The organism is Streptomyces sp. GQFP, from assembly GCF_021545335.1.
Lineage (GTDB): Bacteria > Actinomycetota > Actinomycetes > Streptomycetales > Streptomycetaceae > Streptomyces.
The window spans coordinates 4,732,517-4,754,113 of the sequence record NZ_CP089312.1 but is presented as its reverse complement, the minus strand read 5'-3'; the positions used below and the strand labels follow the sequence as shown (position 1 = coordinate 4,754,113).

The window sequence follows — 21,597 nt, the reverse complement described above, 5'->3', positions numbered from 1 at the left end:
CGACCCGAAACCCGAGCGAGGGGAACCCCATGAAGACCCCCGGTGACGACGACACACCTCCGGTCGACGAGAAGACGCGTGAACGGTCCGCAGAGGAGCGGAACGTCGTCACACCCACACCGCGAGATGTCCGGGACAAGGCCGAGGACGACGACGAGCCCGATCTCCCGACCGGAGCGACCGGAGCGACCGGAGCGACCGGAGCGACCGGAGACGATTCCTGACCGATGCTTTCCCCCCGGGGGAAGGGGCGCCGCTCAGCTCGCAGGGCTTCAGGGCAGGCCCGAGCCCCACCAGGGGCCGGACAGCGGTATCGATCCGGGCGCCACCGTGCCCATCGCCCTCTCGGACGGCGAAACGTACGAGCACGGCGAATGGCCGGCCGGTGAGGAGAACCTCCGGCCGGCCTCGCCCGCTCCGCATGCTCCCGGGGGTGCGATGGCGGACACTCCTGTGTAGGGGCCGGCGTATTTCGCGCGGGCCATGGTGAAGGTGTTCGGCGTGCTTGAGGTCCCGCTCTGGCTGTGGGGGGCGTTCGCCGCGACGGTGGTCGTGTCGCTGGCGGTGGACCTGCTGTCCCACCGCACCGCGCACGTCATCCACTTCAAGGAGGCAGCCGCCTGGAGCGGCCTGTGGGTGAGCCTCGCCCTGATCTTCGGCGCGGTCGTCTTCCTCGTCCTCGGCTCCACCGCCGGCACCGAGTACACGACAGCCTGGCTGCTGGAGAAGAGCCTGTCGGTCGACAACCTCTTCGTCTTCGCCGTGATCTTCGCGTACTTCAAGGTGCCCCGCGCCTACCAGCACCGCGTGCTGTTCTTCGGCGTCATCGGCGCCCTCGTCTTCCGCGGGATCTTCCTCTCCCTCGGCGTGGCCGTGGTCAGCCGCTTCACCGCGGTGCTGTTCGCCTTCGCGGCGGTCCTCTTCTACAGCACCTACAAGCTCCTCAAGGACGAGCAGGAGAGCTTCGACCCGGGCAAGAGCTTCGCCGTACGGATGCTCCGCAAGATCATCCCGGTCCGGGACGAGTACGCCGGGGCGAAGTTCTTCGTCAAGGAAGCCGGCAAGAGGATGGCGACCCCGCTGCTCGCGGTGGTCGCGGCTATCGAGGCCGCCGACCTGATCTTCGCCGTCGACAGTGTCCCGGCGGTCCTCGCGGTCAGCGACGACGCCTTCATCGTCTACACCAGCAACGCGTTCGCCATCCTCGGCCTGAGGGCCCTCTACTTCATGCTCGCCGGCCTCCTGGACCGCTTCCACTACCTGAACAAGGGGCTGGCGATCATCCTCGCCTTCATCGGCGTCAAGCTCATCCTCCAGGCGTCCCACAAGATGATCAGCAGCGGCATCCCGGAAATCCCCTCACCGGTCAGCCTCGCGGTCATCGTCGTCGTCCTGGCAGGGTCCGTGGTGCTCAGCCTCAGAAGGCCCGCCCCGACAGACGCCCAGGAACAGCCCGACGAACAGCGGTGAGGAGGCCGTGCACTTCCCTGTGCGCCGCTACGGGCATATCGTAAAAATATGGTCAAAAGGAAGCGCAAGCCCGAAGCGTACGTGTGTCCGGCCTGCAAGAAATCCGTGCCGGCCGCAGTCCATCGCCACAAGACCCTCGGCGTATTCGTACCCGTGTGGGGCCCGGGTGCATGTCAAAACCGCGACTGCCCCGACTTCCGGCTGGACCCCAGCCGCAGCAAGCACTCCCCGGCCCGGTGACGAATTCGACAGCGCGGTGAGCCGGCCGGCGAGGAGGCGGGGTCAGGCGATCCCGGTGCCGCGCAGCAGCAGCAACGTCACGTCCACCACCGCCACGGCGACCGCCGCCGCGAACGCCGCCCGCGCCCAGTGGCGTCCCAGCACCGTCCCCGCCACCGCGACCAGGCCGGCCACCGCGAGCGCCGCCACTCCCCGTCCGCCGGGTGGTCCGGCGGGCCCCAGCACCAGAACCGCGGACGCGGCCACCAGCGGCACCGGCAGCAGTAGCCGTGCGCCGTCCGGGCCCAGCCGGTGCGGCCAGCCCCGTACGCCCGTCGCCAGATCCCCACGGATGTCCGGCAGTACGTCACCCAGATGGGCCCCGACCCCCAAGAGCGCCCCGGCGGTGACGACCCACCAGGCCGGCCACGGCTGCCCCGGCAGCCCCAGCGCCACGAATGCCGGGAGCGCGGCGAAGCCCACCGCGTACGGCGCCCAGGACCACGCTGTCGCCTTGAGCCGCAGGTCGTACGCCCATGCTGCCGCCACCCCGGCCAGGTGAACGGCGCCCGCCCACAGGCCACAGGCGAACGACAACGGCACGCACAGCGCCAGCGCGGCACAGGCGGCCACCCACACCTCCGTCACGCCGACCGTGCCGTCGACGACGGGTTTGCCCCGGCGACCGGCGGCGATGTCCCGGCGCGCGTCGAACGCGTCGTTGCACCAGCCGACGGACAACTGCCCGGTCAGCACGGCACCGGCGGTCAGGACACCACGCGCGGCGCTCTGGCCGGCGGTGACGGCGAGAGCGGCCATCAGGGCGGTGACCGCTACGACGGGCCCGGGGTGGCACGATCCGGCCAGGCCGCCCACCCGGACGGCCCAACTCGCGGCCGGGCGGCCGGCCGTCGACTGCTCGGGAGTGCCCACCCGGCCGATCGTAGGCGCCCCGGCCCCACCCAGCCGGTGCACACGCCCCTCGGGAGGAACGGCCGGACGGGCGATCCCTGGTGTCGAAGCCCCGGACCGGGGAACACCTGGGGAGCAACTCATCCCAGTCGGTAACCGGACGGGAACCCTATGACGCGGATCGCCGCCGTTCACGGTGCCCTCGCACCGCACCGCCGCACCCAGTCCGAGATCACCGACATGGTGGCCCGCACCTGCCTGCCCGAGGGCGCCGACCGCCGGGTCCTGGACCGGCTGCACCGCAGCGCGAAGGTCAACTCGCGTCACATGACGCTGCCGCTCGAACGGTACGCGGAACTGGACGGATTCGGTGCCGCCAACGACGTCTTCGTCGCCGCCGCCACCGACCTGGGCGCCCAGGCCGTCCGGGGCGCGCTGCACACGGCCGGTCTGACCGCCGCCGACGTGGACCTGCTGATCTTCACCTCCGTCACCGGCATCGCCACCCCCTCGATCGACGCACGGCTGGCCGGCCGCCTCGGACTGCGGCCGGACGTCAAACGGCTGCCCCTGTTCGGCCTGGGCTGCGCCGGCGGCGCCGCAGGGCTGGCCCGTACGCACGACTACCTGCTGGGCCGGCCCGACCAGGTGGCGGTGCTGCTGTCGGTCGAACTGTGCTCGCTCACCTTCCAGCGTGACGACGCCTCCATGGCCAACCTGGTCGCCACCGGGCTGTTCGGCGACGGCGCCGCCGCGGTCGTCGCGTGCGGCGCGGACCGCCCGGACCGCCCGGGTCGCCCGGAAGAGACCGCTGGGCCGACGATCGTGGACACCCGCAGCCACCTGTACCCGGACACCGGACGCGTCATGGGCTGGGACATCAAGGACTCCGGCTTCCAGGTCGTCCTCGACCCGCGGGTCCCCGATGTGGTGCGCCGTTACCTCGCCGATGACGTCCAGGGCTTCCTCGGCGACCACGGGATCAAGCCGAAGGACGTGACCGCCTGGGTGTGCCACCCCGGCGGCCCCAAGGTCCTGGAAGCCGTCACCGAGGCCCTCGACCTGCCCGCCGACGCACTCGATGTGACCTGGCGTCATCTGGCCGACGTCGGCAACCTGTCCTCGTCATCGGTACTCCACGTACTGCGCGACACCCTGGCCCAACGCCGCCCACCGCCGGGCACCCCGGGCGTGCTGCTGGCGATGGGGCCAGGCTTCGCCTGCGAACTCGTGCTGCTGCGCTGGTAGTTCGGCCATCGAAGGACACGAAGGACACGAAGGACACAGGGACACATGATCTGGTACGGACTGCTGGTGGCCGCCGTCGCCGCCGAGCGCGTCGCCGAACTCGTCGTCGCCCGCCGCAACGAACGGTGGAGCACCGCCCGCGGCGCGACCGAGACCGGGCAGGGTCACTACCCGGCGATGGTTGCCCTCCACACCGGCCTGCTGATCGCCTGCCCGGCCGAGGTGTGGCTGGCCGACAGCCCCTTCGTACCCGCCCTGGCCTGGCCGATGCTGGCCGTGCTCGCGGGCGCACAGGCGCTGCGGTGGTGGTGCATCCACACCCTGGGACCCCGTTGGAACACCCGGGTGATCGTCGTACCCGGCCTGCCGCTGGTGACCGGCGGCCCCTACCGCCGGCGGTGGCTGCGGCACCCGAACTACGTGGCCGTCGTCGCCGAGGGCGTGGCCCTGCCACTCGTCCACACCGCCTGGGTCACCGCGGCCGTGTTCACGGTACTCAACGCCGCCCTGCTCACCGTCCGCGTCCGCTGCGAGAACCGGGCGCTGGCCGCCGCGACCACGCCGACCGCACCCGCTCCGGCGTGATCGACGTACTGGTGGCCGGCGGTGGACCGGCCGGTCTTGCCGCCGCCATCCACGCCGCGCTCGCCGGCCTGGAGGCCGTCGTCGTCGAACCCCGGACCACGCCCGTGGACAAGGCCTGCGGAGAAGGAGTCATGCCCGGCGGTGTCACCGCGCTGAGCGCACTGGGCGTCGAGGTCACCGGCCGCGAACTGCGCGGCATCCGCTACCTGGACGGCACCACCCACGCCGAAGCGCCCTTCCGTGGCGGCAACGGGCTGGGAATCCGCCGTACGACGCTGCACTCCGCACTGCACCGGCGCGCTCTCGACCTCGGCGTGCGCATGCTGCCGGGCAAGGTCGGCGAGGTGCGCCAGAGCGCGGACACGGTCACCGCCGCCAACACCACGGCCCGTTGGCTGATCGCCGCCGACGGCCTGCACTCCCCGGTGCGCCGCAGCCTGGGACTGGACCTGCCGAACCGCCCCCACGGCCGCTACGGACTGCGGCGGCACTACCGCGTCGAACCGTGGACGGACTTCGTGGAGGTCCACTGGTCCCGGCACGGCGAGGCCTATGTGACACCGGTCGGCGACGACCTGGTGGGCGTCGCGGTCCTCAGCCGCAGCCGTCGCGGGTACGACGATCACCTGGCCGCCTTCCCGGCTCTCACCGCCTCGCTGCGCGGCTCGGCCGCGACGGAGGTACGCGGCGCCGGACCGCTGCGCCAGCGGGTGCGGCGCAGAACCGCAGGCCGTGTCCTGCTCGTCGGCGACGCCGCGGGCTACCTGGACGCCCTCACCGGCGAGGGCATCGCCCTCGCGCTGGCGACGGCCGGGGCCGCCGTCCGCTGCCTGGCCGCCGGGCGCCCGGACGCGTACGAGCGCGCCTGGGCCCGGCTGACCCGCCGCCACCGACTGCTGACCGGAGCCCTGCTGGCCGCCGGCCGCCATCCCGGCACCGCCCGCCTCATCGTCCCCGCAGCGTCCCGGATGCCCCCGGTGTTCTCAGCCGCGGTCCACGCACTGCAGTGACGGCAGGCCGGACCCGGCCGGACCCGGACACCGCCCGGGTCCCATGGCCGGGCGGAGTGTTCGTCGCGACCACGCGGTTGCGGTGCTCGCCCTCGGCCCCAAGCATGGCCTCAGGGGAACAGCGACAGAGCCCCCGGTGGGGCACCTCCCGGGAAGACATGAGAGCCATGACGTTTCTTGCGGACCGGTCCGCCGACCGCCGCCGGACAAGGCGCACTCGACCGGCGTGCGTGCGATCGGCATGACCGACGACGAGCGGCCGCTGCGTTGTCTGGTCACCGGCGCCACCGGTTACCTGGGCGGCAGGCTGGTGCCGGAGTTGCTGGCGGCCGGGTACTCGGTACGCTGCCTGGCCCGCTCGCCCGGCAAGCTGCGGGACCATCCGTGGGCAGGGCAGGCGGAGGCCGTGCGCGGGGACGTGACGGACGAGGCGTCCGTGCGCGCGGCCATGGAGGGAACGGACGTCGCGTACTACCTGGTGCACGCGCTCGGCACCGGGCGGGGTTTCGAGGAGACCGACCGGCGCGCGGCCAGGATCTTCGGGGAGCAGGCGCGTGCCGCCGGAATCCGGCGGATCGTCTACCTCGGCGGGCTGACCCCCGCCGGCGTACCCGAGCACGCGCTCTCACCCCATCTGCGGTCCCGTGCCGAAGTGGGCCGCATCCTCCTGGCCTCGGGCGTACCGACCGCCGTACTGCGGGCAGCCGTGATCATCGGGTCGGGTTCGGCCTCGTTCGAGATGCTGCGCCATCTGACCGAGCGGCTCCCCGCGATGGTGACCCCGAGCTGGGTGCGCACCCGCATCCAGCCGATCGCCGTCCGCGACGTGCTCCGCCTCCTCGTGGGGTGCGCGCGGCTGCCGTACGACGTGAACCGAACCTTCGACATCGGCGGGCCGGATGTCCTCACGTACCAGGAGATGATGCGGCGGTACGCCGCCGTCGCCGGACTGCCGAGACGCGTCATCGTCCCCGTTCCGCTGCTCACTCCCCGGTTGTCCAGTCTCTGGGTCGGTCTGGTCACCCCGGTGCCGGGCGCTCTCGCGCGCCCGCTGGTCGAGTTGCTGAAGCACGAGGTGGTCTGCGCCGAGCGGGACATCGTCCATTACGTGCCGGACCCGCCGGAGGGACCGCTCACCCTCGACCGGGCGATCCGGCTGGCTCTGCGGCGCGTCCAGGACGCGGACGTGGCCACCAGATGGTCCTCGGCCTCGACTCCCCGCGCCCCCAGCGACCCGCTGCCGACCGACCCCGACTGGGCGGGCGGCAGCCTCTACACGGATCACCGCGAGCGTACGGTCGCGGCGTCGCCGCAGGCGGTGTGGCGGGTGGTGGAGGCGATCGGCGGCGAGAACGGCTGGTACTCCTCGCCGCCGGCCTGGGCCCTGCGGGGCTGGCTGGACAGCCTGGTGGGCGGTGTCGGCCTGCGTCGGGGCCGCCGCGACGCGACCCGGCTGCGGGTCGGCGACAGCCTGGACTTCTGGCGAGTGGAGGAGATCGAGCCGGGCCGGCTGCTCCGGCTGCGCGCGGAGATGCGACTGCCGGGTCTGGCCTGGCTGGAGATGACCGTCGACCGGGATCCCCAGGGCCGCACGGTGTACCGGCAGCGGGCCCTGTTCCATCCGCACGGTCTGGCCGGGCACGCCTACTGGTGGGGCGTGGCACCCTTCCACGCCGCGATCTTCGGCGGCATGGCCCGCAACATCGCGGCTGCGGCCGAATCGGCCGCCCCCGAACCGGCCCGTACCCACTGAGACCCACTGAGACCCACTGAGGGGTACCGAGGAACCGTGCACGTCTCCGTTGCCCTGTTCACCGCGGACCTGCGGGTGCCCGACAACCCGGTCCTACAGTCACCGGGTGGCCGTCAAGACCGTACGCGGCGCGGTGATCGGCTCCTACCTGGGCGGCGTCACCGCACAGAACGACGACCCCCAGCCCACGGCGACCATGACACCGGTCACGGACCAGGTCACCGAGGGCCAACCACTGCTCTGGCGGATCACCCTCTCCGCCGCCGCCGACGTGGCCACATGGACGGACCTGCAGCTGCTCCCCGTACCCGACGCCACCGAACTGTCCACAACGGACGTCCCCGCGACCTGGCTGGACGAGAACTTCGGAGCCTCACCGGACCCCGAACGCCCCCTGTCCGCAGCCCTCCCGGACGGCACGCTGCTCATGTCCGAAGTACCCGCGGGCAGCCTGAGCATCGACCTGCCCGTACCCACCGTCACCGACCACCTGAACGAGGACACGGAGTCGCTACGGCTACGCCTGTGGACCTACGACGCGAACGGGGAGGCGATCGAGGGCCCGGAGTTCACCGGCACGGTAGGTGACGCCTCCTAGCGGAGTCCCCGTACCGTTCGAGGCTCCATGAGGTGCAGTCGGCTTTCCCGCTCCCGGCGGGAGGGCCGACAGCTGGACCCGCGAATGTTGGTGACGTATTCTTCTATGTACATCACCAACATTGCGAGGGAGGCGCCACATGTCTGTAACCCAGATCGACATCGACGATGACGCCCTGGAACGGGCGATGGCTCTGTCCAAGGTCAGGACCAAGAAGGAAGCGGTCAATCTCGCCCTGCACTTCTACGCCGAGCAGCAGGAGCGTGCGGCGCGCATAAGCCGTCACTTCGAACGTGCGCGTGAGTGGGGTGCCGTCGAGGACGCCGAGCGACTGCACCGGGCGGAGAAGCACAGTCGGTGATCTACTTGCTCGACACATCCGGCCTGGTCCGGCTGCTCCGCGATCCAAAGCTGCAATCGGCCTGGTACGACGCGATCGATGCCGGGGCCATCGCATCCTGTTACGTGCAACGCGCCGAGTTCCTCCACAGCGCCAGGAACGGACGCGAGTACGACGAGATCACGGAGATGTTCACTGATCTCTACCCGGACGTGTCGGTGCCGAAGAACGCGGGGCGCTGGATCGGCGCGGTGCAACACCGCATGGCCCAGGCCGGGGAACATCGCAGTGCGTCGGCGGTGGACCTCGTCATCGCCGCCACCGCGGCCCATCACGGTCTGGCTGTCCTCCATGACGATGCCGACTACCGCGCTATCGCCCGGCACGCATCCGACCTGACTGAGCACAACGTCCACGACATCGCCTGAGGTGCCTGCGCCGCCAGACCCCGCCTGCCAACTGCCGTCGTGCGCCCACACCAGCCAGCCGTACGGGTTCGGGCCGCGCCGGCCGACCTCCTCGCGCCGTGGGTCGTCGAGGCGTACGGAGGCCGGGGGCCCTGGACCGGCGCCCGGGGCCCGTACCGCCCGTCGTCAGTGCCCGCTCGGCCGGGCGCCGCGCAGGAACAGGGCGCTGGTGAGGGTGCCGACGAGCACGATGGCGGCGTTCATCGCGATCGCGACCTTCAGACCGCCGAGGACGGCGGAGGCTCCGCTGCCGGTCATGGCGGCGGTAGTGATGGCGCTCATGATCGGCGTACCCATGGTGATGCCGACCTGCTGGGTCATGGTGGCGAGGCCGGTGGCCAGGCCCTGTTCGTGGTCGGCGAGGCCCGAGGTGGCGGTGACCATGAAGCCCACGATGACCAGCATGTTTCCGACCCCGCCGGCGAAGGTGGCGACCAGCAGCAGCCACATCCATGAGCGGTCGTCGCCGAGGCCGAGCAGGGCCACGGTGAACACGGTCTGCAGGATGCCGCCCACGATCAGCGTCTGCCTGGTGCCGATCTTCCCGATGACCCGCGGTGCCGTGGATCCGCCCACGACCGTTCCGATGCCCAGTACGCCGAAGGACAGACCGGCGGCGAGCGCGGAGAAGCCGAGCACTTCCTGGAGGTAGAGGGTCAGCAGGAAGACCAGCGAGGTCTCGGTGAGGAACGCGATCAGACCGGCGACGTTGCCCCAGGCCACGGAGCGTTTGCCGAGCACGCTGAGCGGGACCAGCGGCGCGGACACCCTGCGCTCGACGGCGTAGAACACGAGCAGCAATGCCACGCCCGCCGCCAGCGGCAGCAGCGCGTCCGCCGAGCCCCAGCCCTTCTCACCGGCCCGGGTGAGGCCGAAGACGATGGCCAGCAGGCCGATCGTGACGCTGATGGCGCCGGGCAGATCGAGCTTCGGACGTTCGTCGGGCCGGGACTCCTTGATGACCGTCGGGGCGATGACCAGCACGGCGAGGGCGACGGGCACGTTGATGAAGAACGCCCAGCGCCACGACAGCAGGTCGGTCAGCAGGCCGCCGAGGACGGCTCCGGTGGTGAACCCGGCGGACATCAACGCCCCGTTGAGGCCGAGCGCCTTCTCGCGCAGCGGACCCTCCGGGAACGAGGTCGTCAGGAGCGACAACCCGGCCGGGGTGACGGCGGCGGTGGCCAGACCCTGGCAGACGCGGGCCGCGATCAGTACCTCCGGGCTCTGCGCCAGGCCGCCCACGAGCGAGGCCGCACCAAGGAGGACGAGGCCGCCGAGAAACAGTCGGCGACGGCCGAACAGGTCCGCGACCCGGCCGAAGAGCAGGGTGAAGCCTGCGGCGCACAGAGCGAACGAGGTGGCGATCCACTGCAGGTGCCCGAGCGAGAAGCCCAGGCCCTCACCGATCACCGGCAGCGCCACGTTCAGGATGGAGAAGTCCACGGCCAGCATGAACTGGGAGGCGAGCAGCAGCACCAGGACGAGCCGGAGCCGGGGTGTGAGCACGGTCGGTGCTGGGCCGACGGCGGTGCCGGACGCGGCACCGGCCGCCTCCGCATCAGTGACAGACATGACGTCGAGTCCCTTTCTTCTCACGCGCGGCTACGGCTACGCCTGCTACGGCTACGGAGAAGAGGCTCGCTGTTGCCCGGACGGCCAGCCAGAACCGTGTCCCGCACAGTCGGCGGGCGGGTAGTCATCACAGGACCACCCTCACGGCCCCCGGCATCGGGGACGGGCGGGCATCATGGGAAGTCAGTGGCCCAGTGGCCACGGCCTGTCGCACCCCACCGACCTGGAGGCATGGATGGACGCCCGGTCCGAGTTGGGAGACTTCCTCAAGTCCCGCCGCGCCGCGCTCCGTCCCGAGGACGTCGGCATCACCCCGCCCCCGAACCGCCGCCGCGTCACCGGCCTCCGCCGCGAGGAGCTGTCGATGCTCGCGGGCGTCAGCATCACCCACTACACCCGCCTCGAACAGGGGCGTGTGCCCAACGCCTCCGACGGCGTGCTGGAGTCGATCGCCCGCACCCTGCGCCTGTCCGACGACGAGAAGGCCCATCTGAAGGACCTCGCCCGACCAGCCGGCGCCTCGTCCCGGCCGACTCCGCCCCGCGTGGCGCATGCCAGCGCCTCGGCCCGGCAACTACTGACGGCCATGAGCGACGTACCGGCCCTCGTCCTGGACCGGCACAACGACGTCCTCGCCTGGAACCGGATGGGGCACGCTCTCCTCGCCGGACATCTGCCGCCCGAGAGCCCCGACACTCCGGCAACCCGCCCCAACCTGACCCGGATGCTCTTTCTGGACGAGCAGTACCGGGAGTTGTTCACCAACTGGAACGAGGAGGCCCAACTCGGCGTGGCCTCCCTGCGCCTGGTCGCGGGCCGCCACCCCCACGATCGTCCCCTCGCGGAACTCATCGGCCAACTCACCATGAACTGCGACGAGTTCGCATCCCGCTGGGCCCGGCACCCGGTACGCACCTGCACGTCCGGCGTGAAGCACCTACGTCATCCGATGGTCGGCCCGATGGACCTCAGCTTCGAGAACCTCGTCATCCCCGGCGCTTCCGGCCAACGCCTCATCGCCTACACGGCCGAGCCCGACTCACCGTCGGAGGCGGCCCTGCGGCTCCTCGGCAGCGTGACGGCTCCGGTGGCGGAGGACTCGACGGCGGTACGGCGCTGACGCGAGGTCCAGCAGCGCATGGCTGCCGCCCAGGAGATCTGCGGTGGGCCGTCCCACGGAGGGCACGCTGCACGAGACAACAAACAACCCCCAGCCGCTGGCCTGGGGGCGAATTCTGGAGCGGGTGACGAGAATCGAACTCGCACTCTCAGCTTGGGAAGCTACGGCGCTTCCGTGGTTACGTGTGCGCTGACCTGCGTTGATTCGTTGTGCCGATGTCGTTGGTGGGCACGCTTTGGGCACGACTAGCGTGGGGGCGGCGGTTTCCTGCGTTATTGGGCCCTCAAGTTTGCAGTGCCGCCCGATTCCGAAGTCGGCAGGCCGATCGCCTTGCGGATGTACACACCTCGTGGGCCGGCTCCCTGGTTCCCGGCGGTGTCAAGCACGACGATCGTCGGGGGCCGGTCCGGGCCGTTCGACTCGGGTGTGCGTGGGCGGTCGTTCCTAGCGTCGGGTCGCATGAAGACGAAGTCTCGTTACAACGTCGTCCGTCGAATTCCTGGCGCGCTGACGGCACTGGCCGCGGGCGCGGCGGTTATCGCCCTGCTGTATCCGGGTGGGCTGGGTGAAGCGGGATCTGTGCGGGTGACCGACGGTGCCTCGGTGTCGGTGTTCCGGAAGCTGAACGGTGCGGTGGCCGACGCGCCCTCGTGGGCTGGGCCGTTCCTGGAGGTCGCCGCCGACGGTCTGCTGGTCGTTCTCGGTCTGCTCGTTGTCCGGGCGGGTTGGACGGCTCTGCGCCGCCGCGATGCCCGTGTGCTAGCCGGAGTGGTTCTGACCGTCGTCGGCACGGTCGTCGCCTATGCGGCCAGTGAGGCGCTGAAGTTGGTGGTGGACGAGGAGCGACCGTGCCGTGCCGTGCGGGGGTTCGAGCTTGTCGCCGAGTGCCCGGGCGCGGGTGACTGGTCCTTCCCCAGCAACCATGCCGCGCTGGCTGCCGGGCTCGCCGTCGGCCTGGCCGTGCCGCGCCCCCGTCTGGCGGTCGTCACCTTGCCGTCGGCGGTGGTGGTGGCGACGGCACGGGTGGCGGCGGGCGTCCACTATCCGCACGACGTGGTGGCCGGCGCGGCACTCGGGGTCGCTGTGGTGACAGCGACCCTGCTCATCGTCGTACCGTCCGCCACCCGAGCCGCGACGGTGCTACTCGGCCGGTCGGGGCGCCGGGACGATCCCGGCCTCGTGGGCGACCACGGCGGCGGCCGCCCGGTTGTCGACGGCCAGGCGCGCGAGGATGGAGCTGACGTGCGCCTTGACCGTTCCCTCGACCACATGCAGGCGCCTGGCGATCTGGCCGTTGGTCAGCCCGGCGCCGAGGAAGGCCAGCACCTGGCGTTCCCGGGGGGTGAGCGCCTCGACCCGACGGCAGGCAATGGCGCGTCGTTCGGCCTGCGCGCCGGCACCTCCGGTGGCGAGGTGGGCGATCACTCGGGCCGCGACCTTGGGTGACAGGTAGGCGGCGCCGTCGGCCACGGCACGGACCCCGGCGATCAACTCCTCGGGCTCGCCTGACTTGATCAGAAAGCCTGAGGCTCCATCGGCGAGCGACCGCAGGATGTACTCGTCCTCGCCGAACGTCGTCAGCATCACGACGCCGGTGGCGGGGAGGGTCCGGTGGATTTCCGCCGCGGCGCGCAGACCGTCCACGCCCGGCATACGGATGTCCAGCACAGCCACATCGGGCCGGTGGAGCTGGGACAGTGCCACCGCCTGGTGACCGTCGCCGGCCTCGGCGACGACGTCGATGTCGGGTGCGGTGGACAGCACGGCCCGTACGCCCTTGCGGACCATGGGCTCGTCGTCGGCGACCAGGACCCGGATCACTGGGAGACCACCTGCTTGAGGACCAGCCCGTTCGCACGGAAACACAGACGGTAGGCATCGCCGGAGTCGTCGTCGAAGGGGTGCGCCGTCATCGCGTAATACTCGCATCGCATGCCGGAGGAGGCCGAGCCGTTGTCCGCCGGGCGGTGGGGCGTCTGCCGGTCGGGGAGAACCGCGGCAAGTTCCGTGCGGTCCTGTCCCACGTGGATGCGGGCGTAGGCATCGGGCGCCAGCACTGACGCACGGACCAGGAACAGATCCCATGCCCGCAGCCCCGCGCCGAGCAGAATGACGGCGGCCAAGGGCACCCAGACGGCGGCACGCGCGACGCGGCCCAGGCGCTGCCGTTCGCGCCGGTGTTCCTGCGGCACCTCTTGACGGTCTCGCGCTGCCGGGGCGGCCTGCGGCATGGCCGATCCGGGGCTACGGGGAATGCGGGCAACGACCGCGAAGCCGCCTTCGTGTGGGCCGTACGCCATCGAGCCACCGGCCAGCCGAACCCGCTCGTCCAGACCGACAAGCCCACGCCCACCGCCCTGCGCGGCGCCGCTCATCGTGGGCGCCGGCCCGTTCTCCGCTCGTACCTCGGTCTCGTCCGCGGTGTGCCGGATCCGTACCGCCACCGCCGCGCCGGGCGCGTGCTTGGCCGCATTGGTCAGCGATTCCTGCACGACCCGGTGCACAGCACGCTCGGCCGCCGGGGACAGCTCGCCCGGCTCGCCCTCGGTGGCCAGTGTGACGGGAAGTCCGGCCGCGGACGCGCCCTCGACCAGATCCTCCACGCGGGCCGCAGACGTGACCGCGTCGTTTCCCCGCAGGATGCCGATGATCTCGCCGAGGCGGTCCACCGCGGTGGCGGCACGAGCGCGGATGTCCCCGGCGGCTTCCCGTTGTTCGTCGGGAAGGCCGGGCGCGAGCTTCATGGCGCCCGCCGACAGGGCGATCAGACTGAGGTCGTGCCCGAGCAGATCGTGCATGTCCTGGGCGATGCGGGCGCGTTCGCGCAGGCGGGCCTGCTCGGCGACCAGCTGCTGCTCGCGTTCCAGGTGCTCGGCCCGTTCCCATCCGGCCCGCACCAGCGCACGGTACTGACGCCAGAACCGGCCGGCGAACCACGGCAGTACGGCCGTACCGACCAGCACTGACACGAACCGATCGCCGAGCGTGATCCATGACGGGACCACGGCCACCGCCACCACTCCCACTGCCACCACGGCCGACAGCACGACAGCCGCCGTACGGGCAAGCCCCGGCTGCCGACCTGCAGCGCAAGCCAGGAGGACCGTTGCTGCGGTCCACCAAAGGCTCGCCAGGCTCAGCGTCACGGTGCATGCCGCGACCACGAGCAGTGGCGCTTCCGACCCGAGAATGCCCGTCCTGATCAGTTGCCTCACGTTCGCGACCCTACGAAGACAGAGCACCGCTGAACACTGCCGAAAGTAGAAGCCCAGGCGCGAGCCGTCCCCAGCACGCGGCCGAGGGCCTCCCGCAAGGTGCCACATCCCTGACCCGACGTACCGGCAAAAAGGGGGGGTGATTCATACATCGTTCGACCTCCCGGCGGTGCCACTCGGGAGCGAAGCAGGCTGAGAGCCCACCGGCAGTGGATTTTCGCAAAGCGCTCGGCCGGTGAGGCGGATCGGGGTGGTGGCGGTAACGCAAACAGCACCCGGCACGGATGATGGCCGACATGCGCATCCGCATCGACGCTGTCGACCTTCCCGGCCTGACCTGCCCACCCGGAGCGTTCGCCGGCGACGACGTCTCGGCGTACCGCAACATCCACGTCGCTGTGCAACGCCGCGACCGTCCGGCTGAACTCCTCGACCCCAAGCCCGGCGACGTCGCCACGGCGACCTGGACCCTGGAGTGCACCACGGTGGCCTCACCGGACGGCACCGACGTGAAGGGCCCCTACGTGCAGGGCCGTCCTGGAGGCCGGTTCATCTACCTTTCCTGGGGCAGCGTCGACGACTCCGGCACCTTCACGATGTTCCGCCGCGCCAAGCTGATGCTCGACGCCGTGCCCACCGACGTACTCGACGCAGCTACGTCCACCGGCCTGCTGGTAGGCAGCCTCGGACTGACTGACGCACGAGGCGGGCCCTTGTGCGCACGGGTCGTACCACCCCGCATCACCTGGACCGCCGAACCCGCGGTAGAGGAGTGAAGGGAACGGTGAACCTGATCACTGGTCACCAAGGTTTCACCCAATCACCTCGACCGAGACCAAAATGCCCAGTTTTCAGCCTGGTCAGGGGCCGGTGGCGCTCGATCGATCGCGTGGCGGTGTTGGAGTCTGTGTATGCCGATTGTCCCCTCGGAGTGGCAGTGGTGCCCGGTAGGTTCTGCTGGGGCGCATCACCACGTCGGGCGCCGAGACGATGCGCCTGAAGGTCGCGCACTTCTTCCGACGGGCCACCCCGGATCAACAGAGAGCTGCTGCCCAAGCAGTGGATGACACCGCTGTGCAGCTCACCTCGCCCTCTCCAGAGGCTCAGGAGCTCGCAGATCGACCGGATCTGCTCCGGGAGATCACCGCGAGCGTCGTCGACCGCGACCCGCAGGTGCTCGAATGTCTCACGCACCACGACGGGCGCGAGTGCCTGTCGGAGACCGGCGGAATGTCTCCGTGGATCTTCATCCGGCGAGGCCGCGTTGGATGCCGTCGGCCGCTGGCGGCGTCACATCTGCCGATCACTCACAAGGCGACTCCGGCGGAGAGCGCACAGCACAAGGCGCCAGGCGCCCGGATCCGAAAGCGACGGGCCGGAGTTCGTTCCCTAGGCAGACGGGCAGACGGGGCCCACCCCACTCGACTTCCTGGAAACGGCCGACGGGTGATCACCCCGTCAAGGCGCAAGAGCGTCCAAGACGGGTCCACCCGCCAGGCCGAGTCCGATTGAGACAGCCGTGGCGGCGTACGCGACGACGCGTGCCGTCCGGTCCCCGTCCCCGTCGACCGGCAAGGGTGCGCCGCTACCGGAGACCGCGGGCACGATCCAGCGCAGGTAGTAGAAGAGCGAGGCCACGGTGTTCGCGGCGGCCAGGGCCGCGAGCCAGGCGTAGCCGCCGTCGAAGGCGGCGCTGAACGCTTCGAGTTTGCCGAGGAAGACGGCGGTGGGCGGCGTACCGACGAGGCCCAGGAGGCAGATGACCAGGCTCGCGGCGAGCAGTGGACGCTCCTTGGCCAGTCCGCGATAGGAGTCCAGTGTCTGCGCCCGGGGGAGGGCGCAGACGACGGCGAACGCGCCGAGGTTGGTGACCGTGTACGCCGCGAGGTAGTACAGCAGTGCCTGCTGGGCGAGGTCCGAGCGTCCGGCGACGGCCACCGGCATGAGCAGGTATCCCACTTGGCTGATCGTCGAGTACGCGAGCAGCCGCTTGACGTCCTGCTGGAAGAACGCGCCGAGATTGCCGAGCGTCATCGACGCGGCTGCGAGGACGGAGATGAGTGCGGGCCATGGCAGCGTGCTGTCCGCGAAGACCGCCTCGCCGAGCCGGAACAGTGCGGCGAGTGCCCCGATCTTCGGAACCGTCGTGAGGAGGGCCGCCACCGGTGGGCTGCTGCCCTGCACGGCGTCGGGAACCCAGAAGTGCGCCGGCACGCCGCCGGCCTTGAACAGCACGCCCGCCAGGAGCCCGGTCGCCCCGGTGGCCAGCAGCGCCTTGGGAGCGTCGCGGAAGGCGTCCCCGAGCACCGGGTAGCCGGTGGCTCGCCCGGCCGCGAACAGGATGGTGATGCCGGTCAGCAGGAGTACGCCGAGCAGGGCGCCGATCACGTAGTACTTCAGGGCGGCCTCGGTGCCGGGGCCGTCCTTGCGGAATCCGGCGAGGGTGTAGGCGGGGATGCTGGCCAGCAGGTATGCGGCGGCGAGCAGGAGCAGGTCCTGTGCTCCGGCCATCATCAGGGCGCCGAGGGCGGCCAGTTGCAGCAGGACGTAGAACTCGCTCTCCCGGGGGTCCCCGCGCAGGGGGCCGAAGGTGAGGGCGAGGACGAGGAGTGTGCCGCCCAGGACCACGATCCGGGATGTGCTCGTGATCGGGTCGATGGCGAAGGCGTCGCCGAATGCTGTGATGGCGGGCTCGGTGGCGGCCACCGACGCGGCGACGATCCCTGCCACGCAGGCGAGGACGGCCAGCAGGCCCACCGCCCACTGCCGGGCGCGTGGCAGCCAGGAGCCGAGCAGCAGGCCCAGGACCGCCGAGGCGGCCAGCAGCACCTCGGGCAGCAGGTCGAGGGGGTTCTCGTTCATCTCGGTCATCGGGCCAGCAGCTCCAGGACGGAGCGGGAGGCCGGCTCGATGACGTCGAGCAGGAAGCGTGGTGCCACGCCGAGGACCACGGCCAGGACGAGGAGCGGTACGACGGCGAGGCTCTCGTGCGCGCGGAGGTCGGGGAACGCGCGGGGCGTGCCCGGGGCGTCGGGCAGGCGCAGCGGGCCCGTGAACACCTGCCGGAGCGCGCGCAGGAAGAGCCCGGCCGTGAGGAGGATGCCGGTCACCGAGAGCGCCGTGGCCACAGGCCGCGGTCCGAGGCTTCCGGTGAAGATCTGGAACTCGGCGATGAACCCGGAGAAGCCGGGCAGGCCGAGCGAGGCGAAGGCCGCCACGCCCGTCAGGGCGGCGAAGGCCGGGGCCGTGGCGGCGAGTCCGGAGTAGGCGCCCATGTCGTACGTCCGCCCGCGCTCGTACAGGACGCCGGCGAGCAGGAACAGCGCGCCGGTGAGCAGCCCGTGGCTGACCATCTGCGTGACCGCACCGGTGACGGCCAGCGAGCGGGCCTGTTCGGAACTGTCGGCCGTCGCCGCGGCGGCACCGACCGCCAGCACGACGTAGCCCATGTGGTTCACGGACGTGTAGGCGATCATCCGTTTGAAGTCGGTCTGCGCGAGGGCGACCAGGGCGCCGTGGAGGACGGAGACGACGCCGACGACGACCAGGACGAGGGCGTAACGGCGCCATGCCTCCGGCAGCATCGGCATGGCGATGCGGACGAACCCGTACGTGCCCATCTTCAGCAGTACACCGGCGAGGATGGCCGAACCGGCGGCGGGCGCCTCGACGTGGGCCGGCGGCAGCCACGTGTGGAACGGCACCGTCGGGGTCTTCACCGCCAGGCCGACCACCACGGCGAGCAGCACGAGCGCGCCGTAGACGGAGCGTCCGGCGAGCGGGTTCTGCCGCGTCAGCTCGACCATGTCGAAGGTGTGCGGGGTCGCGGCGAGGTACAGGCCGATGAAGCCGAGCAGCAGGGCGAGTGAGCCGATGAAGGTGTAGAGGAAGAACTTCAGGGCGGCGCGGGCTGCCTGCCGGTGGCCCCAGCCGGCGATGACGAAGTACATCGCCACGATGGACAGGTCGAAGAAGACGAAGAACAGGATCAGGTCGAGGGCCGCGAACAGGCCCAGGCAGGTGGTCTCCAGGAAGAGGAACAGCGCGGCGAACTCGCGGATGCGGCGGTTCTCGCGCAGGGAGTACAGCGCGCAGGCGAGGAACAGCAGGCAGGTGAGGGCGAGCAACGGCAGCGACAGTCCGTCCACGCCGATGTGGTAGCCGACGCCCGCACTGGGGATCCAGCGGGCGTGTTCCTCGTACTGCATGCCGCCGTCGGTTTCGTACCCGGCCCACATCGCGATGACCAGAGCGAGTTCGACGGCGGACACGGCCACCCACACGGCGCGGAACACCGCCGGTGCCGTACGGCGGGGGAGGGCGAACAGCAGCAGAGCGACGGCCGTGGGCGCGAAGACGAGGGCGGTCAGCAAGGGGTCACCTCACGAGGACGAGCACGACGGCGAGGACGGTGAAGGCGGCGACGGCCTGGGCGAGGTACTGGTGCAGCTGCCCGGTCTGCGGGCGGCGGGCCAGGCTTCCGAGCGCGCGGGTCCCGGCGGCCACGGCGGTCACCGTGCCGTCGAAGGCACGCTCCACGACGCCGTCCGTCCAGCGGGCGATCCGCAGGGTGACCGTGGCCGAACCGTCGACAGCCCGGTCCAGGACCTGGTCGTCGAACGTGGCGGCGGCACGGGCGAGCCGCATCACGGGGGCCACCAGCAGGGCATGGGCGGCACGTTCGAGGAACAGCCAGTCCGCGAAGCCCGCCTTCGCCCGCCCGGGCAGGGGCAGCGGACGCGTCCCCCAGGCCCACGTCACCGCGCTCGCCAGCAGGGCAAGGCCCCCCGAGAGGACGAACTCCCAGACGTGTGGCGAGGATTGGCCGTCGTACGCGAGAACCCGCCCGACACTGTCGCGCAGCGGAGGGAAGGCCAGCGGAGTCAGCGCGACGCACGCCAGTGCCAGCAGGACCAGGGGGGCCACCGCATCGCCCGGGACACGGCGGGCGTCGGGCCGTGGCACGGCGGGCCGCCAGACGAACCACAGAGCTTTGGCGCTGTAGACCGCCGACAGCAGAGCGGCGGCCAGCCCGGCGGCGTACAGCCACGGATTGCTCTCCAAGGCGTCCGCGAGCAGGACGTCCTTGGCGGCCCACAGCGACAGCGGCGGCAGGCCTGCCAGGGAGAACGCGGCCACGGTGAAGGCCACACCGACCGTACGGTGGTGACGCGCGGCGCCGAGCAGTTCGGGCAGCCGCTGGGTGCCCAGGGCGGTCAGCCAGGCGCCCGCGGCGAGGAAGAGCAGGCTCTTGGCCGCCGCGTGGGCGATGAGCTGCAGCGTGCCGCCGGCCGTGGACCCGACTCCCGCCGCGAGCACCATGAAGCCGATCTGCGCACAACTCGACGCGGCGAGCAGTTGCTTGAGGTCGGTCTGCGCGACCGCGACCAGTCCGAGGCAGAGCGCGGTGGCGGCGCCCGTCCACGCGACCAGGTCGTCGCCCCAGCCGGACGCGTCCAGCAGCGGGCCGGTCCGCAGCAGCAGATATGCCCCGGCGATGACCATCGTGGCCGAGTGCAGCAGCGCGGAGACCGGGCTCGGCCCCTGCATGGCCTTCGACAGCCAGAAGCTGAAGGGGAGTTGGGCGGACTTGCCCAGGGCGGCGGCGATGATGCCGGCGGTGACGAAGGACAGCCACGGGTCGTCGGCGCGCGCCAGCCCGTCGAGCGAGAGTGTCGTGTCCCGGCCGCTCGCGAGGGCGGCACCTGCTGCCATGTACAGACCGAGGTCGGCGGTGCGGGTCGTGAGGAACGCGGTGTCGGCAGCGCTCGTACGCTCCGGATCGCGCCACCAGTAGCCGATCAGCGCCCATGACGTGGCGCCCATGACCTCCCAGCCCATGAGCAGGACCGGGAGGGTCGCGGCGGTCACCGTGGCCAGCATGCTCCCGGCGAACAGCAGCATCAGCCCGAAGAAACGCGCCCGCGCCTCGTCCGCGCCGAACTCGGCGGCGCTGAACAGGAGTACGGCCAGGGTGACCCCGGTGACCGTGACGACCAGCACGCCCGACAGACCGTCCACCGCCAACTCCACGGGCAGACCGTCGAGGAAGGGCGCCGACACGGAGGGATGGCGGAAGGCGGCGGCGACGGCGAGTCCCAGCGCTGCGGCCGTCACCGCGAGCGCGATGCCCGCCGCCATACGATCCGCCCGCCGACCCGCCACCAGAAGCAGCGCTCCGACGCCGAGCGGCAGGGTGACCAGCACCCACAACAGGGCGCTCACTCCTTCAACTCCGCCGCCATGTCGGTCATGTCGACCTCCCGCGACCGGAACAGTGCGGTGACCACGGCGAACCCGACCGCCATCTCCAGCGCCATCGCCGTGACCGCGAGGACGATCAGCACCTGCCCGTCAGCAGCAGCCGGCGCGATGTAGTGCCAGACGGCCGCTGCGGCGAGGATCACCCCGCCCAGCATCAGTTCGAGGCCCATCATCAGCATCACGATCGACTGCTGGGTGAGCGCCCCGAACAGCCCGACGCAGAACAGCGCGGCGGCCAGCAGCAGGAACAGCTCCAGACTCACCGGCCGACACCGCCTCGTACCGGATCGTCCGCGCGCCGCGCCCGCAGATCGTCGCCGAGCCGGTCGTACCGTCCCCGACGGGTCGCCAGTACGACGGTGGCAAGGATCGTCGCGAACAGCGCCATGCCCAGCGTCATCATGGTGAGCATCTGCGGGCCCATGAGGGACATGCCGAGGTCCATGGTCGGGTCGGCGGGCGCCTTGCCCTTACGCGCGGGCCAGGGCGCGAACAGGATCCCGGCGGCCAGGAGCACGAAGACGAGGCCGCAGACGACGGCCGCGCCCTTCTTGTTGTGCATCATCGTCATCGGCATGAGCCCGGCCGGGTTCATCATGTACATCACCATGAAGACGGCCATGATGGCCATCTCGATCGTCATCATCAGCACGATGACGATGCCCAGGTAGTCCAGCCCCACGAGGCCGCCCACGCACAGCAGCGAGGTGAGCAGCGAGAACGTGGCCCGGGCCATGGAGTCGAAGCGGAACACCATCACGCCGCTGACGACCGCGAGGACGGCCAGCACCCAGAACACCGCGACATCCATTTACGTACGA

At 71.0% G+C, this 21,597-nt stretch carries 20 protein-coding genes and 1 pseudogene; 12 read left to right on the top strand and 9 right to left on the bottom strand.

Annotated features, from left to right (window positions below):
* Nucleotides 1-29 precede the first annotated feature (29 nt).
* Together LUX31_RS21020 and LUX31_RS21015 are read left to right on the top strand one after the other, a co-directional pair.
* Nucleotides 30-224, top strand: a complete 195-nt coding sequence (locus tag LUX31_RS21020; protein WP_235476393.1) for a hypothetical protein — start codon at nt 30-32, stop codon at nt 222-224.
* Nucleotides 225-501: 277 nt separating this feature from the next.
* Complete coding sequence (locus LUX31_RS21015) at nt 502-1,470, top strand: TerC family protein (protein WP_235476392.1); 969 nt, start codon at nt 502-504, stop codon at nt 1,468-1,470.
* 282 nt (nt 1,471-1,752) lie between these two features.
* Here the strand turns inward: LUX31_RS21015 and LUX31_RS21010 are convergent, their stop codons facing one another.
* The gene (locus LUX31_RS21010) at nt 1,753-2,622 is read right to left on the bottom strand and encodes a UbiA family prenyltransferase (RefSeq protein WP_235476391.1); all 870 of its coding nucleotides are present in this window, start codon (nt 2,620-2,622) and stop codon (nt 1,753-1,755) included.
* A 150-nt stretch (nt 2,623-2,772) separates the two neighbouring features.
* Here LUX31_RS21010 and LUX31_RS21005 point away from each other — a divergent pair, with 150 nt between their 5' ends.
* From LUX31_RS21005 to LUX31_RS20975, 7 genes are all read left to right on the top strand, one after another.
* The gene (locus LUX31_RS21005) at nt 2,773-3,849 is read left to right on the top strand and encodes a type III polyketide synthase (RefSeq protein ID WP_235476390.1); all 1,077 of its coding nucleotides are present in this window, start codon (nt 2,773-2,775) and stop codon (nt 3,847-3,849) included.
* A 45-nt stretch (nt 3,850-3,894) separates the two neighbouring features.
* The gene (locus LUX31_RS21000; protein ID WP_235476389.1) at nt 3,895-4,434 is read left to right on the top strand and encodes an isoprenylcysteine carboxyl methyltransferase family protein; all 540 of its coding nucleotides are present in this window, start codon (nt 3,895-3,897) and stop codon (nt 4,432-4,434) included.
* Entirely contained in the window at nt 4,431-5,444 is a 1,014-nt protein-coding gene (locus LUX31_RS20995; RefSeq protein ID WP_235476388.1) for an NAD(P)/FAD-dependent oxidoreductase, read from the top strand. The genes LUX31_RS21000 and LUX31_RS20995 overlap by 4 nt, the downstream gene beginning before the upstream one ends.
* A gap of 241 nt (nt 5,445-5,685) precedes the next feature.
* Entirely contained in the window at nt 5,686-7,197 is a 1,512-nt protein-coding gene (locus LUX31_RS20990; protein WP_235479996.1) for an SDR family oxidoreductase, read from the top strand.
* A 106-nt stretch (nt 7,198-7,303) separates the two neighbouring features.
* Entirely contained in the window at nt 7,304-7,795 is a 492-nt protein-coding gene (locus tag LUX31_RS20985) for a hypothetical protein (RefSeq protein ID WP_235476381.1), read from the top strand.
* Between the two features lie 139 nt (nt 7,796-7,934).
* On the top strand, nt 7,935-8,156 hold the full coding sequence (locus LUX31_RS20980) for a type II toxin-antitoxin system VapB family antitoxin (RefSeq protein ID WP_172629543.1): 222 nt from the start codon (nt 7,935-7,937) through the stop codon (nt 8,154-8,156).
* Complete coding sequence (locus LUX31_RS20975; RefSeq protein ID WP_235476380.1) at nt 8,153-8,563, top strand: PIN domain-containing protein; 411 nt, start codon at nt 8,153-8,155, stop codon at nt 8,561-8,563. Before LUX31_RS20980 ends, LUX31_RS20975 begins: the two co-directional genes overlap by 4 nt.
* 165 nt (nt 8,564-8,728) lie before the next feature.
* Here the strand turns inward: LUX31_RS20975 and LUX31_RS20970 are convergent, their stop codons facing one another.
* The gene (locus LUX31_RS20970; RefSeq protein WP_235476379.1) at nt 8,729-10,177 is read right to left on the bottom strand and encodes an MFS transporter; all 1,449 of its coding nucleotides are present in this window, start codon (nt 10,175-10,177) and stop codon (nt 8,729-8,731) included.
* 235 nt (nt 10,178-10,412) lie between these two features.
* Between LUX31_RS20970 and LUX31_RS20965 the strand changes: the two genes are divergently transcribed.
* Nucleotides 10,413-11,297, top strand: a complete 885-nt coding sequence (locus LUX31_RS20965; protein WP_235479995.1) for a helix-turn-helix transcriptional regulator — start codon at nt 10,413-10,415, stop codon at nt 11,295-11,297.
* A gap of 336 nt (nt 11,298-11,633) precedes the next feature.
* Nucleotides 11,634-12,347: pseudogene (locus tag LUX31_RS20960) on the top strand (phosphatase PAP2 family protein); the annotation flags it as partial.
* 90 nt (nt 12,348-12,437) lie between these two features.
* Here the strand turns inward: LUX31_RS20960 and LUX31_RS20955 are convergent.
* Nucleotides 12,438-13,118 carry a response regulator gene (locus LUX31_RS20955; RefSeq protein ID WP_235476378.1) on the bottom strand — a complete coding sequence of 227 codons (681 nt, stop codon included), beginning with the start codon at nt 13,116-13,118 and terminating at the stop codon, nt 12,438-12,440.
* Complete coding sequence (locus tag LUX31_RS20950) at nt 13,115-14,512, bottom strand: sensor histidine kinase (RefSeq protein ID WP_235476377.1); 1,398 nt, start codon at nt 14,510-14,512, stop codon at nt 13,115-13,117. The genes LUX31_RS20955 and LUX31_RS20950 overlap by 4 nt, the downstream gene beginning before the upstream one ends.
* A 296-nt stretch (nt 14,513-14,808) precedes the next feature.
* On the opposite strand from LUX31_RS20950, the gene LUX31_RS20945 reads away from it, so the two are divergent.
* Nucleotides 14,809-15,288: a DUF5990 family protein gene (locus LUX31_RS20945; protein ID WP_235476376.1), complete on the top strand. Its 480-nt coding sequence runs from the start codon at nt 14,809-14,811 to the stop codon at nt 15,286-15,288.
* Between the two features lie 682 nt (nt 15,289-15,970).
* On the opposite strand, the gene LUX31_RS20940 is transcribed toward LUX31_RS20945, so the two are convergent.
* From LUX31_RS20940 to LUX31_RS20920, 5 genes are read right to left on the bottom strand one after another with little or no spacing between them, the layout of a single operon-like run.
* A complete protein-coding gene (locus tag LUX31_RS20940) occupies nt 15,971-17,383 on the bottom strand; it encodes an NADH-quinone oxidoreductase subunit N (protein ID WP_235476375.1) in 1,413 nt (470 codons plus the stop codon).
* Nucleotides 17,380-18,885, bottom strand: a complete 1,506-nt coding sequence (locus LUX31_RS20935; RefSeq protein ID WP_235476374.1) for a complex I subunit 4 family protein — start codon at nt 18,883-18,885, stop codon at nt 17,380-17,382. The genes LUX31_RS20940 and LUX31_RS20935 overlap by 4 nt, the downstream gene beginning before the upstream one ends.
* A gap of 4 nt (nt 18,886-18,889) precedes the next feature.
* The gene (locus LUX31_RS20930; protein WP_235476365.1) at nt 18,890-20,737 is read right to left on the bottom strand and encodes an NADH-quinone oxidoreductase subunit 5 family protein; all 1,848 of its coding nucleotides are present in this window, start codon (nt 20,735-20,737) and stop codon (nt 18,890-18,892) included.
* A complete protein-coding gene (gene nuoK, locus LUX31_RS20925; RefSeq protein ID WP_235476364.1) occupies nt 20,734-21,039 on the bottom strand; it encodes an NADH-quinone oxidoreductase subunit NuoK in 306 nt (101 codons plus the stop codon). Before nuoK ends, LUX31_RS20930 begins: the two co-directional genes overlap by 4 nt.
* Entirely contained in the window at nt 21,036-21,587 is a 552-nt protein-coding gene (locus LUX31_RS20920) for an NADH-quinone oxidoreductase subunit J (protein ID WP_235476362.1), read from the bottom strand. The genes nuoK and LUX31_RS20920 overlap by 4 nt, the downstream gene beginning before the upstream one ends.
* Nucleotides 21,588-21,597 lie beyond the last annotated feature (10 nt).

Coding starts and splice junctions, on each gene's coding strand:
- LUX31_RS21020 (WP_235476393.1), top strand. CDS start 30: ATGAAGACCCCCGGTGACGACGACACACCTCCGGTCGACGAGAAGACG.
- LUX31_RS21005 (WP_235476390.1), top strand. CDS start 2,773: ATGACGCGGATCGCCGCCGTTCACGGTGCCCTCGCACCGCACCGCCGC.
- LUX31_RS21000 (WP_235476389.1), top strand. CDS start 3,895: ATGATCTGGTACGGACTGCTGGTGGCCGCCGTCGCCGCCGAGCGCGTC.
- LUX31_RS20990 (WP_235479996.1), top strand. CDS start 5,686: ATGACCGACGACGAGCGGCCGCTGCGTTGTCTGGTCACCGGCGCCACC.
- LUX31_RS20980 (WP_172629543.1), top strand. CDS start 7,935: ATGTCTGTAACCCAGATCGACATCGACGATGACGCCCTGGAACGGGCG.
- LUX31_RS20970 (WP_235476379.1), bottom strand. CDS start 10,177: ATGTCTGTCACTGATGCGGAGGCGGCCGGTGCCGCGTCCGGCACCGCC.
- LUX31_RS20965 (WP_235479995.1), top strand. CDS start 10,413: ATGGACGCCCGGTCCGAGTTGGGAGACTTCCTCAAGTCCCGCCGCGCC.
- LUX31_RS20945 (WP_235476376.1), top strand. CDS start 14,809: ATGCGCATCCGCATCGACGCTGTCGACCTTCCCGGCCTGACCTGCCCA.
- LUX31_RS20940 (WP_235476375.1), bottom strand. CDS start 17,383: ATGACCGAGATGAACGAGAACCCCCTCGACCTGCTGCCCGAGGTGCTG.
- LUX31_RS20920 (WP_235476362.1), bottom strand. CDS start 21,587: ATGGATGTCGCGGTGTTCTGGGTGCTGGCCGTCCTCGCGGTCGTCAGC.